The organism is Bacillus cereus group sp. BfR-BA-01310 (assembly GCF_022664325.1).
Taxonomy (GTDB): Bacteria; Bacillota; Bacilli; order Bacillales; family Bacillaceae_G; genus Bacillus_A; species Bacillus_A paramycoides.
Window position 1 is genome coordinate 93,441 of record NZ_JAKUHD010000004.1, and the last position, 15,993, is coordinate 109,433.

Consider the following 15,993-nt stretch of genomic DNA (forward strand, 5'->3'; position numbering starts at 1 on the left):
ACTCTCTACCTTTTAAATTCAATATTTTTCAAAATGACACCTAATATTGAAAACTCAAAAAAATAAAACTAATTTATTTCAATCCAACCAAGCAGTTCCGCTTTGTAATCTCTATTAGCTGTCAAAATCCCTCGATAGAGTAATTCCCTTTCTAACATGGGCTCCAACACATTACTTAAAAGATGTTTACCATCTACCGCACTCTTCTTGTGTGTCACTGGCAACATAAACAACTGATTCACATTATGCTCCCATTGAGGTATTCGAACTCCTTCTGTGCTTGCTGACAGTGCGAGAACATGAGATTTTATTTCACGCTTCTCACCTTGTACATCTACATGCCAAATAGCCAAAACTCCCATTACTTCATCTTTTCCCTTTACTCGAATACCTAGCTCTGTAGGAGACTGATTGCGGTATATTTGCAGGTATTTTTCTATCATAGGATGATCTAAACCAAGTAGCTCAATCTTTTTGCCTGCAAGAGAAACTTCCCTTTCCGTTGTGAACACAGTAGAAGGCATCGTTGGCGTGCTAATTTCGAATAAATTTTCACCTTGTTTAGTAAATTGTCCTCCGTCCTGCAACACTGCCTCTCTCACAAATACTTCTAGCTGCTGAAGATCAGATTCCACGTTCGCAAATGGCGCATATTCCTCCAAACTAAAACGCTCTAAGTCTTGAAAGAGCTCCTTGACAACTTTTCGAGCCTCAACAGAGTTTGCAAGAGCAACCTCCAGCTCATACTTTGTTCTCTTCAATTCAGGGTCGGCCAAAGCATTCTTGTAAAGAGACTCGTAGTTTAACCTCTCAGAAAGCTGTCCTAAAATCTGTGACTGCAGGTTTTCTGCCACGTTTCCTATTTCATCCACCTTACCCAGAGTGCGTGCAATCTCCTTCAATTTTTCATCCAATAGAAGAAAGATTTTCCCCTCAATAGTATCGGACAGAACTAGATTGTACACTTGAGCCGTATGCTTCTGTCCGTATCGATGGATACGCCCAATCCTTTGCTCTACGTCCATCGGATTCCAAGGCAAATCAAAGTTAAATAGAATGCGAGCAAACTGCATGTTAATTCCTTCACGGCCAGCTGCAGTTGATATAAGCACCTTTGGGCCATCCACACGACGGAATCTCTTTTCAGCAGCTACCTTTGCTCCATGATCGCCACCCTTTAATACTGTCACTCCCTGCCCAGGATAATGTATTTCAATCTCCTGTGCTAGCATTTCAACTGTCCCTAAGTATGTAGCGAAGATGACAATTTTCTCGTCAGGATTGTTCCTCCATAGTACCCCTAGTGCATGAAGCAGCTTTTGCACCTTTGTTTCCTGTGTCTGCGGAAACTTATTAAGTAATTTCTGAATGCGAAACCTTTCCTCAGGTAAGGCATGGGTAATCGTGCCGATGAGCGCATCTTCTGCATTGTTCAAATCAATTTCACTTGCGCCTTCATCCAATACAGCTTGTGCTGCATCTTCGTCCATCTTCTTCGCAATTTTCCGCTTATAATCCGCTAATATGTGATCTACCTCCATATCCTCTAAGCGGTCATTACCCAAACCATATTCTTCCCGAATCATCTGCCGAGCCTGTGCGTAAGTTTCCTCTCTCTCTTCAATGTTTAAGTTGCTATCATGTAGAATCCCTTCTTGGATGGTAAGAGCAAGAAGTCTACGACGCAATGTTCGGCGTACAGCTGCAAAGCTGGATGCAGCAATCTTTTGAAAGATAGTCATTACAAATCCTAATGCTTGTCCTTTGCCTCCCTGCCGCTTCGCGAGCGCAAATCCATCTGCAAGGTATTCAATCAGATCTATATAAAATGCTCGCTCTTCCTCAGACATAATAAAGGACTCCGTTTGTACAGAACGTCGCGCAAAGAGTGTAGAACCATCAGGACGACAGGCATCTGCTTTCGTCCGTCTAAAAACAATCTCATTTAGCCTGTGCCGATTCTCAAGTAATTCATCTACGTTACGAAATAATTCTGGGTTCAGAAGTTGTACAAGCATCCAAAAACGGAAATTGTCCCCTTGATGCGGGGTAGCCGACAATAAGATAATATCCCGCGCAATATCTTTCATCACCTCGGCTAGCTTATAATTTTCAGTTTTTTTCACCTTCCCACCATTCCGATATGCGGTCAAATGATGTGCCTCATCAAACACAACCAAATCCCACATAGGTGCCTCTTTTAATTTCTTAAGCCTCGCTTTACGCTTTAACGTGTCGACACTGGCAATCAACCTGTTATGTTTAGCAAAAGCATTGGATCGACGGTCAGTAACATCTCCTTCGCTTCCAAACACCTCAAAGTCGAGATTAAAAACCTCATTGAGTTCATGATGCCAGTTATTGACTAAACCAGCTGGCACTATCATAAGCGCACGCTTTAACTCACCTCGACTCGCTAGCTCCCGAAGAATTAAAGCCGTCTCAATTGTCTTCCCTAATCCAACCTCATCCGCAATGAGATAGCGCCGTGGAGAAGCAGTTGCGATCCGATGGGTAAGAACGACTTGATGTGGTAGCAGATCAATGCGGGCAGAAGTTAGTGCCGCAGCGCTATTTAACAATGGTAGCTTGTAGGATTGATACGTAAGCCATGCCCGCTTTGCACGTTTCTCGTCCGACTGTACATTGTTTATAATAGATTCCGATCGGCTCAGAATAGGTAAGATAGACAAAACAGCAACCCTTCGTTCGCCACTACCGAAAAATACTTGCATGAACCCGTTACTTGGAAAGCCAAGCACAACCCCTTCTCCATGCTCCTCATGATAAATCCGCTGTCCAACTGTAAAGTCCATACTCCCTCACCTTTCTATGAAATTCTCGGATGATACAAGCCTATACAACTTTTATCCCTTATATCATGCACCTTCTGACTGGTTGCGATTAGCTTGGCATCTATAGCAGCACCATTCCATAAGCAACTACTCAACGGAATTTGCACTCCTTGATACTGTCCTCCACAATTCCAATAATAAATACCGTCGGCTTTAAGCTCTAATCTTTTTTGTGCTTGTGGTAACCAAAAGATAAGCGCACATTGTCCCTCATACATATTCTGGAATGACAACAGAGTCGGGTAAAACTCTGTCTCAAACCATTTAACAAGTTCATCAGGCGCCAATATTTCTAAAATGCTATCTAATCCTGCTATGATCATGGCATCACCGGTTATGGATGGTAGCTCGTCTGGCCATTCTGTTCTATAAAAATTCATATATTGTCTAACACTCAATATATCTTCTAGTTCTGCCACCTTTCCTACCTCAGCAGGATCCCACAAGAGCGAAATGCCCTTGCGAGTCCAAGTCTCCCCGTACAAAACCGAAACCATACCCTATTCCTCCTCATTCATACCGAATAAAGCCAACTGTCTGTTTGTTTCACTAGGATTTTTAGCTTGCCATACTGCACATAATTGAACAGCCATCATGGCAGCCTGCTTGATTTCAGACGTTCCACCATTACGAGAGAACCAACTCAACAATGGTACAACGGCTGGGTGTAAATTAAAACTTTGATTAGACAAAGTATCATGTACATTGATACCACTGTCTCTAAAACAAGCACCGATAAAGAACAGTGTCTGATCTAAATCATAGGATAACCCTTTCCTCTGCTTGCCCTTCCATTCCTTAGCGAAAGTTAGCGGAGAGGCTAATGTAAATATTCGATTCTTCTCATGACACCAATTCTTCTCTATAAAATCGCTCGCTGATACACCTGTTCCCCGCAGATAATTCTGCATTTCATTACGCTGTACAGTTACAGCCTTATTAAAGATCCGTAAGAACTGCCGCGTCATAACCTCAGCTTCAATAGGTGGCGCTTCAATATTACTATCCCGCTCGTCATCTAGTATTTGGTTAATTCCCACTAGTGCCTCTCTTAGTGAAAATATTCTACCTTCCTCAACGTAAACTTTTCCGTAATGTTTTGAAAAATATTCCAAAGCTTTTCCTCTTCGAATAACCTGTATATCAGACTCGGTTAAACCCGAAGCTAAGTGATTTTGTAAGATTTCTTCTAGTTGTCGGATATCCCGAATCATACGCTTTCTAAGACGAGCCCAACTAATGGAACGAGGCTCTTCCATCCTCTTTCTGCAAACATGTATAATATCATATTCAATCTTTTTTGATCCAAATTCGGCCTTTTCCCCTTTTGATTCATCACTTCTAATTGGATAAGTTGCTTCCAAATAGAAACCTGCATCAAAAAGACTCTCTAATACAGCAATCCACGGCTCATCTTCACTATGATGGAAGGTGAAAGCTAATATACCTCCCACTTTTAAAAGGCGATTACTCTCACTCCAAACCTGTGTTAACAATCTCTTATAGAAATTGTCGGGACTTTCTGGTTGACGAGCTTTATTCGTGACTGCCTCTAATGCTTTAGGCGTATAGAGAGACGTAAAGTAATCGGGATATTTTTCTCTCAAAACATTCTGAAGCCATACATAAAAGAAATCTGAAAGCTCAGCATATTGCACATTGTCCCCAAAGGGCGGGTCCGTAATAATTAGATCATAACTATTGTCCGCTTCAGACAATTCAGTTGAGGAGCCGCAAGTTATCCTTACGTTTTCCTTTATAGGGTCGTGAGTCTGTATTTTCACTCCTTTTGATGCAATAGCGGAGGCTAGATCCTTATCCATGAAATCAAGATAGTCCTTTGCTATAGTTTCAAAGGGCGTGTCTTTCCACACCTCTCCCTTATATAATGCTTGTAGCGAAGAATTCCAATTTCCCCGACCTAAATCTGAAAACACACTATTCTCAACAAAATTCATTTTAGGATAATAATTGTTATTACTAAAATGAGGTTCCGGGGTATCACGCTGCGAGTTCCAAATGCAAAATGTGTTTTGATTTCTTAAATATAGCTGAAAGGCCCCTAATAGAATCTCTTTATTCTCCCATGCGTGGTTAGGTGCATCAATAATTTGCTTTAAAAGCCGAGATAGGACTAAAAGCTGTTTTTTATTAAACATTTTCCACCAATGGGTATAACCATGACTAGGAAAACTCTGTCTTTGGTGAGTTTCATGGGCAAATTCAATAGAGCTTTCTGGCCAATATCCTTTTAAACTGTCATCTTTGAGCCTTTCCCATTCTATAAGAGCTTGATTATATGGCTCAATATTAGTTGCTGCTTTAAAAGATCTTCCATTATACAGTTCACCATTATTATCACATTCAGGGCAATAGCAATGGTACGCATATGCAGCAGCTGGTGCATCTTTTCCACTATACGCGAGAGAAGCTGTTAATTGTTGCTGCGTGCCACAATCACCGCAAACAAATTGACCCCTGCCTTTGTTTACTCCTGCTTCCTCTCCAGTTGAAAAGATTACTCCCGTTTCGGGACAAGTTACAGTATTAGGAAGTTTTCCTCTAACTTCCACAAGCCTAATTTTTTTTGCTCTCTCATAATTCCATTGAATTGTTGATTCTACAGAATCATTAGAAGTACCTCCATATTGTTTACCATCCAAATTGTAGGAACTGCTACCCTTTAACCAATCAGGGTGAATAAGCAGTGTTAGAGACACTTTCTTGCTCTTTGCCTTTTTTTTGTCTAATTTAGATATATTCTCACTATTTCCGCAGCACGGGCAGAAGTAGTCTCCATTTCTGTCTACCGTTACAAATGGTTCTTCACTCGAAGAAATAACAAAAGGGGTTTTCGGGCTCATGCGAACTTCCTTCTGTTCTACATCAAATTCATGCCCACATGCCTCACATGAATGGTTTTTCCATACTTTCACCGTTAACTCTTTTACAGCGACTATAGGTTTTGTTATAAGAGGTGTTCTATGACCACAATTACTATTCTGACATGGTCCATGTTTTGCCCAAAACGTATAAATGATTTCCGGTCCCCAATAGCGGTAATACGGACGTTCCTCTTCCGTTAAGGTAAGTGGATTAAAGTCGTCTTCCATCACTTCGTATATATATCCTCGTGTTTTATACCATCTTAACCAACCTTCATATGTCGCGACTTCTTTCTGAAAAGTCTTTAATTCCTTTTCGGATGGTTCACCAATCACTAATTCGTCATACAAAGGCTGAATAGGCACCTGAGGGTCTTTAAACTTTACCCAATGACCCTTATGTCCTCTAGGACAGTTAGTGGCGTAATATGGTATTATATGCGGCTTTACTTCTCTTTCTATATATTCGGTAAGTTCCTGTACTTCTTTCAAATTCACTTGTGCTAGTTCATTCTTAACTACAAGCCATGCTATAGGATTCAAGTCATTTCCATACATTTGCATTCCCAAACGTGTGCCTTCCACAAGTGTAGTCCCACCGCCCATGAACACATCTGCTACCTTTAAATGACTAAGTGCACCTTTCTTCTGATGGTTGCCATAGTAAACCTCCCATACCTTTTTTGCTGCATCAATGGGGTCATCCGGTGCTTTCATCGCCCCAGCCAATAGCATCGTACGGAATACACTAGAACGTCTGCGTGCCCACCATTTTGACATTTGATAGATTGGTTTGCCCGCATTCCCTTCAATAACAGCTACTTGGTTGACAGGAAGAATTGGAAAATCGACTTCCAGTACAGTTTTTGGCCGGTTTGGGTCGGAGAAATCCACCGTCTCAATGCTGACTTCCTTCCCTGCACGGACTGCTTGTGCAACCTTCTCTTCAAGAATTTGCTTTTTTGTTTTCGCCATCGTAGTTCTCCTTCTTATTTCGATATTTCTATGAATGGGACCAATGTTTCCATGAGAGACAACCCTCCATGCGCAAGAGTTGGATATCCCCCTGAGCTGCGCCATTTTCTTCTGCCAAGCACGTAGGAATGCAAGCCGTGCATAGATTTGATTTCAGCATCTATGGGGGGAATCCAGTTTTCTCGCTTAAGCCCACCCTTCGCAAACCGCTGACTCTTATAAGTTTCTTTTAAATAACTTGCTTGTTCACCAAAAACATTATCAAAATGTCCTGTTGAGGCATATCCGTGATCACTGGTAATGAATACCCTTCTACCCTGAGCCAGTTTATCAATTAAACTCCAAAAGCTGTCTGAAGTAAATTCCTTTTCGCTTTTTGCGATAAGTTCTCGAATTCCCTTACCAGGGGTATTATACTCATGAATGCGATCATCAAACCATGTATGCCAAAGTACCCAGTTTGGCTCCGCATCAATAATTGAAATGCAATCTTCCCAATGCATGTTCACACAGTCTGTTTTAGCTCCTTGCAAGAGGTGTCTTGTACCAGCCTGATTATTCTCCAAAGCAGAACGTTGTGAAAACCCTAGACTTCTTGCAAAGAAAGTTGTTTCACTTGGCAGACTAGAAGCACTGACCCGGGATTGATGCACCTGATATCCCCGTTTTTCAGCCTGAGCCAGTAGGAATGGTAATTCTCTTAGAGACATACCATCTATTATAAAAACAGCTTTACCGTTTAATATTTGGTTCCATCGCTCTATAAGCAGCTCACTGGATTTTGGAACAACCTGCTCAAAGCTGCTCCATAAATCCCAACATGAACCAGATAAGAGTGTTTCAATATCGCTAACATACTTTTCCCGATGTAAAATCTCCTGTATGGCCGAATCCACGAAGGGGATGGAGAATACCTCATATGCATGCTCAATAATCGTTATCCACGCCTCTTGGTCCGAATCTGCAACAATACCTTGCAATAAATCTGAAGACAGCATATATTATTCCTCCTTATCTAACTTTAGTTCATACGCAATACCGTCCGGGAGTGAGCGTAATAGTTTTTGGAGCTGCGCTCCTGTCATCTTATCTACTTTAAATGTAACATTTTTAAGGTTTGAACCAGAATTGATACCCCAACCCTCTGCTTTTCCCATTAAGTTTAAAGATGACGTTGCGGGTGCTATATGCTGTGTCACTGGAGGTGTTGATGCACCTCCGAACAAATTCGAGATATTTGGAGTTACTGTACCGGGATTATCAGGCTGTACTCCTCCTATTTGTGTGCCTGTTGCTGAGTATGTCCCATCATACCCTCCACCTTGTGTAGAACTTCCATCATCCGGCGATGGTTCTTCTTTTATCTCCACTTTAGAAGAAGTCGGAATAGCTGACGGCAACATCATATATGTTTCTTTGAGATGACTGCCTGTGCCAAGCTTTCCTCTCATCCGTTTCCATGCTTCCTCTTCGTTTTCTCCCACATGTTTATATAGCTTCTCCATACCTCGCAGATCAAAGGCTATTAAACCTTTAGTGCATAAGCGGATAAGCTTCTCTTTCACTTCCGTCTCACCTAGCCATGGGATACACTCTCTTCCACCCGGACGCGGCTCCTGTAGTTCAGTCAAAAGTCGGTCTACCGAGTCATTATTTTTTGCTTTATCTAAAACCAGTTCTTCAAAATCCTCCGGTTCGAACAAGGACTTGCGAATCATTTCATGAATTGCATCTGGGATGTCTGTTCCCTTCACTTGATGTGCCTCAATATGAAATTCACAATCTTCTGGCGTACCAAAGCTCCAAATATCTAAGATTGCAAAGCGATCAAACAAACCTTCTAGCTGATCGCGCAACTTATTTTGATACTGCTTAAATAGCGGGCGATATTCTGGGTCCTCTTGCTTCCACTCATCCGCCTTTAGTACAGCTCGCGCAAATAAAAGGAGCTCTTTGTTACGATATATACTCTCAGCACCGTTCTTTGGTAAAAGAAAACGGATCGTATTTCTCTTAGCAGATATATGTTTGCCAAGCCATCTTCCCAATACCCCTTCTAACGGATTTACATGTTCTGGCACTACAATGAGGGGAATTCGGTTATCCCATTTGCTTGGATGTTCTGTTTCACTAATCTCCTTCCAAGGGTCTGTTTGCCAATCCTTCCTCAGTACAATCACACGGTATTTGGTTGCAACATCCCCGGAACCACTGATAACATAAGCAACCTCCTTTGCAAGACGGTCGATATCAGATGCATCTTGAAATAAACGGTCATTACGTGCAAAGGCTAACAGTTTGGCTTGTGGATTCTCCTCTTTCTTAAACACAAGCTTTTCTCCCTGTTCATGAATATTAAAACTATTGTTTATAATAAGGTTCATTTCGAGGAAGAATGTATTGTCATCAATCCGCTTGTTTTGCGTAATATCAGATAGTAACAAATTTCGTTCTGCACCTGCAAACTTATTCATAGCAAGGGAGCGGAGCCACAAGGCACTAATAATACTAGAAGCATGTGGAATTTGATCTTGCCCCTTAACAGCTTCCCTTACTGCTTTTAAATTTCGATGTGCTCTTTCACGAAGCTCCTTATGATACTCATTAGAGATTGAGTCTAGCAAAGCCGCCACACCGCCCCGGTCTTCCTCAATAGAGAAAGAAGCAGCTGTAATAATGCAGGGGCTATTTGCCTGCTGCTTGTACAGGTTGGCGAGAATCTTAATCAAGTCACGTGTTTCCTGTGCATCAGTCGAAACTAGAACCTGATCTTCGAGCAGTTGAAGTAATTGCGGACTAAATGGCCAAGATTCCACAAAGTCATGAGTGACTGCCTCCTGTTCCGCCTCTGGTACATGAAGCAAACGGAAATACTCGTTCAGATGAATATCGATAAGTTGGAGAATGTCATTCTCACTTATCTGCATCCGGTTTTCAAATAAGCGATGCAAGAGAAGCCGCTTGCGGTCTCGTTTTACATATTGGCCTTTAAAATCTACTAAGGTAGGGTTTCTTCTATGAATCTGCTGGTAGGCATCTGTATGCCCATTCCGTACAGATACAACCAACACAAGTAATTCAGGATAATCCTCTGCAATTTCTGAAAGGATTTGGATAAAATTAAAAGCCCAGTTTTTCCATGGATACTGCTTTGTATTAGTCAATGAATCATACCATATCTGAAATTCGTCAAAGATGATAGCCGTCGGCTGCATTTTCACCATTTCTAAAACAAGGTCATATCCAAGGACTTCTGTCCTTCTTTCTCCTTGTCCTTCCCATTTACCACGTATGTATTGTCCGTGTGGGTGACGTTCTAACAGGATATCCCACAGAAACTTGTAGTTCTGCCTTTGCAAACTCTCTGCTACAACGTGCATCCCTCCACGTAGAGGAATTTTACTAATTTCAGGTCTTTTTAAACGTGTTGCCCACTGCTCTAGCCATTGCCCTGCCTCGTTCGGATGAGCAAAAAAATGGTATAGGGTTGTTAATAGATGGGACTTACCTTGCCCACGTTCCCCAATTAGAACAACAGGTCTTGAATTGTTAGGACTCACTGCTTCGAGCATTTTAAGAAGATCATTAGATGGATAGGTAATATCCAAAAATTCTTCCGCTCTCTCATTGTGTACTTCATTATTAAAGTCAATAGCCGTACCTTTTAAAATACGCCCCCTAAATTCCTTGCGTAATTGCAAGCCTAGCATTTCCTTCACTCCTAAATTATGCAATAATTGTCACACCATTAATTATGGGGACTTGAAATATTAAATCTAATCTTTAGTTTAAGGGAATAATTAGCATTTAACAATAGATGGGGACATGCAAATTAAGTAATATAAAAGATTGAATAAAAAGATAGAAACTATGCCACCAAGATGATGGTTGTGTTAAATTTTCATTTTAAACTTTCTAACAGAGGGGGAAGAAGGCCATTTGATAAACAATTACCATTTAACTATTTTGTCTTGGTTCATCAGGTGTGCCAATGAGATGGTGATGTTTTCCTTCTATGAAAAAACACCCTGGTTTGCCAGGGTTGGTTCACTAGTAAATATCGATAGATTTTCTACATTATTATTTTATATGTAAATGGTAAGAGACTAAAATTAATAACGATCAAAAATTAAGGGCCTTTTGTAACTAGTTCCTTCCATGCCAACCATTTATAACTTTTCCACCTTTATTATTTTGGGGATAGTGGATCGTTCCAAGTATAAACCCTCATAATACTTGGAAGTACTTACCCTTAACTATATTCCCCCTTATATAACCTCAATCACCCTTTTCAAACTGTATTCTTAATTTCACCATAGCATCGATTACTAAGCTGAGATCTTGTTCGAGGATATGACAAGGATAATCATCCTTTATCTCTCCTCTTTTTCTGGCCCTCTCAAAGTGAGAGGTCGTTCCAAATTGTACAAATACCGTACAAGCCTTATGAATGTTATCTGGATCTGATGTATGCCATTGGGATATCCCATAGGATACTCGATAATACCTTTTTTGTCCTTTTAATTCGCCGTAACTAGATGGAATTAATTTAAATCCCCATTCTTCAAAGGTTTTTTTGTTCATTACATTCACCTCACCGATTTATTATAAGGCAATCATAATTCACACTTATATAGTATGTACAGCAACAATTTCTCAGTATTTTCTTATAAAATTCCTATAAAAGTTATAGAAAAAGCTCCTGGATGCTCCTTTTCTTGTATAATTTCGTTTTAAAAAATCTCTCCCTCAAATAAGTATTTTATTTTCCCTTCATCATAAAGAACATAAAATTATTTTTTCCCACTTAACAGTCAAAGTTGGTCACATGAATATAATTGTTGAGAAACAGTATGGTCTTTTGAATAGTTGTCATTTAATTGTCTTATCTAGAAGAATATGTACAAAACAAAAAGCAATCTGGTGCAAAAGCGAACGGTGTGGACTTCTATCAATACCTTTTGAAATTACTGACGGATCTACCAAATCTAGCTATTCATCGAGACCTAGAAATTTCAAATCAATGTATGCCTTGGTTAAAAAACATCTAAACAACATGTGGAAAATAAAATAGCCGTATATCTGATAAAAACAATGATATACGACTACCTGTGATATGTACCGTAAAGGTATGCTTAATTTTAATAATTCGGGCTTACGTTTAAACAAAAAGACAGCACCTTTTACAATGATGCTGTCCTGACCGATAAAGTTAGAAAAGGTTTAACACTTCCGATTTTAAATACCATCCAGGCAAATGCTTCGTTGTCCAATTACCTTTTCGGTAAAGACAAAGTAAATTCGATCTCTTTCAAAACCCTTAAATGATTAATACTTTCTAAGGTCTAATGGATACCATTACTGCATTTTTTTAATAATACTTTCTATCTCCGGAACAGAAATCCCACTTTCTGGCGAGTCTACCGTTACTATTAACGTCCCATTTGGACCGCCACCTTCTTCGAGTGGTAAAATCCCATTCTCAAAGTACCATTGTTTTTTTGCTTCCCAACGCTGTTTGTAAATGTCATTCGTAAGCATCCCACAATGTTCCCAGTAATAAGTGATGTCACTATCATCATCAATAATCGTAAAATCTGGTAGCTTCGTTTGACCATTTATGGTTAATTCTTGTTCATACATTGGGTCGAGTTGATGTTTTAAAAGAGTTTCATAAATAATTAATTCTGATTTGGACCGAAGCATAGTATAATCGCTTGCTGCGTGTATAAGGTAGTTAGATAAATATTTACCTTCTATTTCTTTTACATTTGGTTGCTCCAATAAGTTAGTTAGTCTAGCTGTTGTTTCGCTAAACATAGCCGTAGAGTACTTTTTTAAGTCAATAATGTTATCCCCTTGGAATAGGATAATCACTTTTCCTTTTTGTCTCGTGAGTGCAGTGTATATTAACTCTCGAGATAGGTTGAAGCTATTTTTCGGCAAAACAACAAATGTTGTCTCAAACTCACTACCTTGTGATTTATGAATAGTTATTGCATACGCAAGTTCTAAAGTTGACTCCCCTTCTTCTTTAAAGTCAGATTGGTAGAAGGTATACTTATAACCTTTTTGGGAAGCAAACTCGACTTCTGTATTTTTAGGTTGGCCTTTGAATTTATGGAATTTATTTTTAAATTGGCCTACAACAATTCCTATTTCACCATTGGCTATGTAATTCTGTCCGCCTTCTGGATAGACCCGATTGGAATAAACAGAGTGATTCATGGTATTTATGACTTTATCGCCGTAAGTTATTTCTTCTGTACCTAATGGTTTTGGAAGCTTTGGTGCTCTATACTCCGACTTTAACCATTTTGTATAGTCGACAGTGTCTTTTCGAAACAACTGATGAATCAATCTATTTATTAGTAAGGTTCCTTGTTGTGTACCACGGATAGGACTCAATATTTGCCATTCTTCTATTTTGTCTACTGCTTGTTGAAAGTTGAAGTATTTTCCATCAAATGCCCCTAAACTATTATTAAACGCTTTCTCATCACCTATATCATTTAGTTCTAACGTTTTGACAAGAACCTGTTTGAGCTTCTCTATAAAGTCATGGTCACCTTTCCAAGAAATTACTTGTAGTTCCGGAAACTCCTTGCCTAACATAAGCTCCTGGAATACTTCATCGTCACTAACATCTAATTGTTTCCCGCTAAACCATTTTGCTAACATCATATCCTTTCGAATACTCACAGCTGTTTGTTCGTCTCTTTGCCTTCTTTGTATAGTTAGCTCAGAATAAGATGGCCCAACTTTAGGAAATCGTGAATCTATGTTATTTGGTTTTAAATAGTTAACGATGTCTACAAATGGCCTACCAGGTCCTATTGGAGGCAGTTGCCGATCGTCACCAACTAAAATGTAGCGTTTAACTCCTTTACATGCGTCAAAAAGAGCTGCAAGCATTTCTTCTGTTAACATAGAGGATTCGTCTACAATGACAGTCCCATAGCTTATACATTTTTCTGCTTTCGATCTCTGATAAAGCATTTTTTTAGTATCATAGCGGTTATACTTACTTAAAAATTGTGCAAGTGTGTAAGCTTCAATATTGAGAGATGCGGTTGTCTCTTTCATTCGCACTCTAGCCTTACCTGTTGGTGCTAAAAATAATACTCCATCTTTCTTAATTTCTTCTTGTGCACATAATGCAGCTAGAATTGTTGTTTTCCCAGTTCCCGCTGAACCAACGAGTACAGAAAACTTTGATTGAGACAGAGTTTCTAGGGCCGCTGCTTTTTCCACCCTGGCTAGTTCTTCTAACTCATCAAGTTGATCATTCTTAAATTCATTATCAATAATCTTTCTCCAATTTTTTTCTATAGAAAAAGGAGTCGCTGTTTTTCTCTTTCTTACCGTAGAATTAATAAGCTTTCCCATTTCGTGTAATTCGTTTAACTGGTAACATATTTCGCCATTATTAAATGTTGTTCTTATAATAACACCACCAAACAAATCCTCAGCGATATCAAAGTAATCTTTTGATACCTGACATTCTGGTAATAAAGGTAAGTCGCGAATTTGTAGTACCAGTTCCTTCTGAGGTAGTAATGTATGACCTTTCTCTGATGCTTTCCTTAATTGCATGACAGTCAATGCTCTAATTCTTTTAGGATTTAGAGGGTCTGTCATCTGTACTTTATTAGGCAACAGTACTGCTTCATTTAACACCTTTTTAGGAAATAGCCCATAGTCAATTGTCCAAAAGTCAATTGGTTCCTCAGAGTATACTGTTTGTTCGACTAATAAATATGGGTTGTCCAGAATATCATCATCAGAGAGAAAAATCCCTTCTTTTTCTCGTTCTTCTTTAACATATACTTTTATTGCTTGTTCAATGGTTAAATCAAACCTACTGATTAATTGAAGAAGCGTTAGACGAGTAGAGCTTGGATTTTGATATATTTTCCTCCATAATTGTCGAATCGTATCAGTAACTGTCTTAGCCAAATCTGCAGAAAGCAATTGACTTGGAGAAGCAAACATTTTATTCACTAATTCCCAAACATTATCATTGGACATTTGCTCTGTTAATTGCTGAGCAATAAAGTGCCCTTTACTAAGACCAAATGCAGTTAGTGCTGAACCTAACCCAGGGTAGTGTCCACGAATTTTTTCTAATTCATTTATTCTTTCATGGAGCCATTTAATTTGAGGTTCCCAATCTCGATTACCTATTCCTAATTGATTCGCTTTTTCTAAACTATTGACACACAAAAGTAACGTTTTAATTGCTGTATCATTTGTCACATGCTCTGTTGCGTATGAAAATTGCGTCATTTTTTCATTTGGTGCTATAACTGCAAGCTCGGCAGGATTAAATTCTGGATGTTCCAACGCATGATCTAAAGCATCGTGATAAGGTAATAAAAATCCATCAGAAAAATCAGGGCGTATACTATGCTGTATCATATGTTCCCAAAGCATCGAGCGAATGCCGCCCTTTGCTTCATATTCATATTCAACTCCATCACTAATATGCTTTACACGCCCCACCCCAATTAATACACGTCCTGATGTTTCAACAAATGGAACATCCTTTGCATAAATAAAACATAATGAGTTTATTGGCTCCACATGTTCAAAAAAACAATCGAGCAAGGCTTTCTGATTATGATAATCCTGTAACCAAGTAGTAGAAAACTGTAAATCTGGTTCACGATTTATATCATAATCCAAATCGTAAAATAGAGCTTTTTTCTCTGCTTCCTCACGCATCATCCATAAAAATGGCACACCTGCTGCACCATACGCAGGAAAACGTAAAGGAGTCTCTTTAAAATGTAAATATTTATCATTATTCCTTTTCTTATAAGGATGTTCTATCAGTTTCGCAAATGAAAAGCCACTCATGAAAGTGCCTCTTTCGCCAATACAACTAGGGAACTGACCTTGCTGTAATTCTTCAATGCTCTTACCAGCTAAACTCTCCTCTTTTTCATCATTACGTGATAATGCACAATTCTTCAATATTAAACATGAGCTGTTTTCTCGAGGATGATTACAAATTGTACCGTTCCATCGATTGTCATGCCAAGGCACTCTTAACGAAAGATGTTTTATTGGGTATTTCTTATTTCTTTTCAATGTAAGCCCTCCATCCTAATCGCTATAATTTATGTATTTTTTATGTTCTAACCTCTCTAAACCACTTTGAGATTTACATCATTTTTCCATATATGCATATGAGCATCACTCCTAGTTTTTTTGCTATAGCATGCTAATAAAGTTTTAAGTTCCATCATTAGTTGTTTTACTTCAGCTAGAAT

The 15,993-nt window shown here is 39.2% G+C and carries 7 protein-coding genes; all 7 read right to left on the bottom strand.

Annotated features, from left to right (window positions below; genetic code table 11):
- Positions 1-68: 68 nt before the first annotated feature.
- A complete protein-coding gene (locus tag MR109_RS10975; protein WP_242272079.1) occupies positions 69-2,816 on the bottom strand; it encodes a DEAD/DEAH box helicase in 2,748 nt (915 codons plus the stop codon).
- Between the two features lie 14 nt (positions 2,817-2,830).
- A complete protein-coding gene (locus tag MR109_RS10980) occupies positions 2,831-3,352 on the bottom strand; it encodes a hypothetical protein (protein ID WP_002203286.1) in 522 nt (173 codons plus the stop codon).
- 3 nt (positions 3,353-3,355) lie between these two features.
- On the bottom strand, positions 3,356-6,634 hold the full coding sequence (locus MR109_RS10985) for a DUF1156 domain-containing protein (RefSeq protein WP_242272080.1): 3,279 nt from the start codon (positions 6,632-6,634) through the stop codon (positions 3,356-3,358).
- 95 nt (positions 6,635-6,729) lie between these two features.
- Positions 6,730-7,713, bottom strand: a complete 984-nt coding sequence (locus MR109_RS10990) for a PglZ domain-containing protein (RefSeq protein ID WP_242272081.1) — start codon at positions 7,711-7,713, stop codon at positions 6,730-6,732.
- 3 nt (positions 7,714-7,716) lie between these two features.
- On the bottom strand, positions 7,717-10,425 hold the full coding sequence (locus MR109_RS10995; protein ID WP_242272082.1) for an ATP-binding protein: 2,709 nt from the start codon (positions 10,423-10,425) through the stop codon (positions 7,717-7,719).
- Positions 10,426-10,993: 568 nt separating this feature from the next.
- On the bottom strand, positions 10,994-11,299 hold the full coding sequence (locus MR109_RS11000) for a hypothetical protein (RefSeq protein ID WP_242272083.1): 306 nt from the start codon (positions 11,297-11,299) through the stop codon (positions 10,994-10,996).
- A gap of 774 nt (positions 11,300-12,073) precedes the next feature.
- Positions 12,074-15,811, bottom strand: a complete 3,738-nt coding sequence (locus MR109_RS11005; RefSeq protein ID WP_242272084.1) for an ATP-dependent DNA helicase — start codon at positions 15,809-15,811, stop codon at positions 12,074-12,076.
- Positions 15,812-15,993 lie beyond the last annotated feature (182 nt).